Annotated in this window: 3 protein-coding genes; 1 reads left to right on the top strand and 2 read right to left on the bottom strand. The window is 66.9% G+C overall.

Going from position 1 to position 3,657, the window contains the following annotated elements:
• Window positions 1-713: 713 nt before the first annotated feature.
• Complete coding sequence (locus BM162_RS22025; protein WP_093425990.1) at window positions 714-1,463, bottom strand: winged helix-turn-helix transcriptional regulator; 750 nt, start codon at window positions 1,461-1,463, stop codon at window positions 714-716.
• A gap of 126 nt (window positions 1,464-1,589) precedes the next feature.
• Between BM162_RS22025 and BM162_RS22020 the strand changes: the two genes are divergently transcribed.
• Entirely contained in the window at window positions 1,590-2,393 is an 804-nt protein-coding gene (locus BM162_RS22020) for a class I SAM-dependent methyltransferase (protein ID WP_218153167.1), read from the top strand.
• Window positions 2,394-2,909: 516 nt separating this feature from the next.
• Here the strand turns inward: BM162_RS22020 and BM162_RS22015 are convergent.
• Window positions 2,910-3,657, bottom strand: a 748-nt coding sequence (locus tag BM162_RS22015) for a CaiB/BaiF CoA transferase family protein (RefSeq protein ID WP_143096305.1), incomplete at its 5' end; no start/stop codon positions are given.

Raw genomic sequence — 3,657 nt, 5'->3', positions numbered from 1 at the left:
ATGCAGCTTGGTGAAGATCACCACTACGACGAGTACAGCTATGAGCTTGGCGCAATCTTCATGGGCGCTCAGAGCCGTGCGGATCTGCATGCGAAGTTCAAGCGCCTATTCAACGAGATGGACATCCGCATTGCCCGACCCTGAGCAACCGCGTCCGCGACGCTGGAACACGACAGCGACCTGGGAGGTTTTGTTCTCGTGAGGCTGCATTTCTGCGCTCGCATCTCCTCGCATTACGCGGCCGGTGGAGCCCTCGAGAGTGCGCATCGTTTCTAAACTTACGGCCGTGCGCGCAACGGCCGACCTTCGCCATCAGGCGCGCCTCAAGAGGCGCGTGTCTCTAGTGCAGCGTAAATTGCCCTCTGCGGCCGACACCACCAGCTTCCGCCCCGCAGTCTCATAGAGCCGGGCATCAGGATGGCGCATTGCCCCCGTTTCGAACCTGAAATTGCGCATAGCCAAGGAGGCTTAGGATCGAATTCACCGGCTCCTCCGGCGCTGGAGAACTCCCTCACTCTGCGTCGACAGCGCCGCGTGATCATGAGCGCAGTGCGGGATCAGCTTTTCCGCCGGCCTGTAGCGTCAGCAAAAGGCTCTTTTAGTGTCCGCTTTCACCGTGAGCGCGCCGATCAGGCGCGCCACGGCTTTCGGGGTGGGAAATGGTCGACGCGGAGTTGGTGCAGGCACCGGCCGCTTTCGCGCAGCCCGACTGATTACGCCGCAGGCGAGCCGGGCGGCGGCGCAAGCTCGTCCCGCTCAGGCCGCTGCCGTAAAGGCGCTCCAGCTACCGGCGGCGTCGCGGCCACTACACCCACGTTGAACCACGCCGGCAGGCGTCTGGTCAGGCGAGGCGGGCCGTCCACCGTCAGCACCCCGGCGTCAAGCGCCGCGGCGAGGGCGAGGTCGCCGCGGTAGATATGGATCAGATCGCGCAGGGTCGCGGCCAGGAAGATGTCCGTCTCGCCGCCCGGGTCGGAGACGCAGAGCTCGAGACTGCCGTCCTCGCAGACGAACCAGTAGAGCCTCTTGTGTTTGGGCTGGTCGGTGACGTCGAGCTGAAGGACGTGACGCTTCGGGCCGAATGCTGTGGGATCGACAGAATACTCGAGCCCCCAGATCAGAAGCCCGAGGTCCATCTCGCCCTCCTCAAGCTCGCGGCGGGTCCAGCGCTGGCCCCACACCGCGAGGGCGCCGACGAGGGGCAAGAACTCTGCCCCCGCCTGGGTCAGGTGATAGGTCCAGCTCTTGCCGCTTGCGCTCCGACGACGCATCACCAGCCCTTCGGCTTCGAGCTGTCGCAGCCGTCGCGTCAAAAGCGTTGCCGACATGTGCGGCACGCCGCGATGAATATCGTTGAAACGCTCCGCGCCGGCGCCGAGGTTGCGGATTACGAGCGCCGTCCAGCGCTCGCAGAAGATCTCGGCGGCCTTTGCGATTGGGCAGAATTGGCCGTAGCCCCTCATCTGCACCTCCCTCGGCTGGCGTCAGCATACAGCAGCACCCCGGCGTCCCGATACTCCAGATCGTGGAGTATCGAGGGCGGGCTGCGAGGCGCAGGATGTATTGCGCACCAGCAAGAGGAGCCGGCCATGGACACGTCGAATGATCTCAGCCCTGCGGCGCGCATGTGGGGCGCGCCCGGCGCGGCCTATGACGGCATCTCGTTCGGTCTCTCCGACACAATCTCTCACGCGGTACAGCTGCTCTGGCCACGGCCGGGCGAAAGTGTGCTGGACATCGGCACGGGAACGGGATGGGCCTCGCGCCTCGCGGCTCGGCGCGGCGCGCGGGTCACCGGCGTCGACATCGCGCCCGGAATGCTGGCTGCGGCCGAGCGACTGTCGCAGGAGATCGAGCCGCGCCCTGAGTTCGTCGAGGCCCCTGCCGAGGCGCTGCCGTTCGGGGATGAGGTTTTCGACGGAGTGATCTCGACCTACGGCGTGATCTTCGCAGACGACCCTGCCGCCGCGATCGCCGAGATGGCGCGCGTTCTGCGGCCCGGAGGGCGACTCGCGCTCGCGACCTGGACCGACGACCCGGACGGCTACATCGCGCAGTTCTTCAACCTCCTCGCCCGCTGGTCGGAGGCGCCGAAGCCGGAAGCGTCTCCGTTTGACTGGGGGCGGCCGGACTGGCTAGCGGCGGCGACGGCCGGACGGTTCGAGATCGTCTGCCGCGAGCAGACGACACTGCTGTATGCGCCCGACCCTACCACAGTATGGGAAGAGTACGTCGGCGCCTTCGGCCCAGTGTCAGCCGCCTACGCCGCCCTTCCGGAGAAAGGCCGTGCGGCTTTCCAAGCCGAGTTCGAGGCGTTGCACCGCCCGCATCAGACCGCGGTGGGGCTCGTGATCCCGCGAAGCGCCTTGCTTGTCCGCGGCTCGCGGAACTGAACTAATCAGTCGCCGCACGCAGACCGAAGGCTCGAGAGTACTTTTGCGAATGAATGGCGCTCAGTCGCCCCGGATGCGGCTCTGCGCGGACGAAAGCCCTCGATCAAAAACAGCTTCGCTTTCCGGGGGGAGTTTCCAGGCGAAGGCGCGCTCCAACCCTGGAGGCAATGCTAGGTATCATTGTGGCGCCGCTGACGCCGACGTGACGCCAGAGCCGCTGAGGTGCGCCTCGAGCGGCATCTTGCCGCTTTACGCCAGAACCAGCCGCAGCCGAAGAAGCAGCTCTATGCGCACCTCAGCGCCTCCTGCGCCCTTACACGCAGGTTGAACGGATGTAGTAGGTGCTGTGCGCCCTCTTTGGCAGGAGCGGCGGCGCTTTCAACGCCGCCAGCCGCCGCCCCTTGGAGAGCCGAGCCGCGGAACGATGCACAGCTGGCGTTCGCTTTGGAGAGGAATGCAGCAAGTCCAGCAGATGTGCAAAGTCGATCTTCTACCTCCTCACCTATGACGGCCGGGTCAGGTCTCACGGAATGACCACACCCCATTTCCAAGCGCAGGTGCTGCACGTCCCAGTGACAAGTCGCTGCGCGAAAAGGCGACCGGGCTGCGCAAGCCCGGCAGCCCCTCCGGCGCGATGCGCAGGCCCCGGGCGCCAATCTGCGGGTCCGACAGCGCCTCGGCCACCGAGTTGATCGGGCCGGCCGGCACCCCCGCCTCCTCCAGTGCTGCGATGAGGTCCGCCTTGGGCCAGCGACGGGTGATCGCCTCCAGCATGGGCACGAGATCGCCGCGGTTGCGCACCCGGTCCGGGTTCGTGGCGAAGTCCTGGCGCCGCGCCAGGTCCTCGGCGCCGAGCGTGCGGCAGAGCGCGGCGAACTGGCGGTCGTTGCCGCAGGCGATAACAAGATGGCCGTCGGCGGCGGGAAACACCTGGTAGGGCACGATGCTCGGATGCGCGTTGCCCAGCCGCGTGGGGGAGGCGCCGCCCAGCAGGTGCGCGGCCGCCTGGTTCGCCAGCACCGCGACGCCGCACTCCAGAAGAGAGACGTCCACTCGCTGGCCAAGGCCCGACCGCGCCCGCTCGGCCAACGCCGCCTGCACGGAGATCGCGCCGTAGAGCCCGGCGAAGATGTCGATCCAGGCCACGCCCACCTTTTGCGGTGGTCCGTCCGGCTCTCCGGTGAGGTCCATGATCCCGCACATGCCCTGGATCAGGAAGTCGTAGCCCGGCTGACGCGCTCGCGGCCCGTCCTGGCCAAACCCC

Origin of the sequence: Tranquillimonas alkanivorans, from assembly GCF_900115595.1 — a bacterium.
Lineage (GTDB): Bacteria > Pseudomonadota > Alphaproteobacteria > Rhodobacterales > Rhodobacteraceae > Tranquillimonas > Tranquillimonas alkanivorans.
Note: the sequence above shows the minus strand (reverse complement) of the source record. Positions and strands in the feature narration are given on the sequence as shown.

Bases quoted from the DNA above. Each gene is read 5' to 3' on its own strand.
- BM162_RS22025 (WP_093425990.1), bottom strand. From the start codon at position 1,463: ATGAGGGGCTACGGCCAATTCTGCCCAATCGCAAAGGCCGCCGAGATC.
- BM162_RS22020 (WP_218153167.1), top strand. From the start codon at position 1,590: ATGGACACGTCGAATGATCTCAGCCCTGCGGCGCGCATGTGGGGCGCG.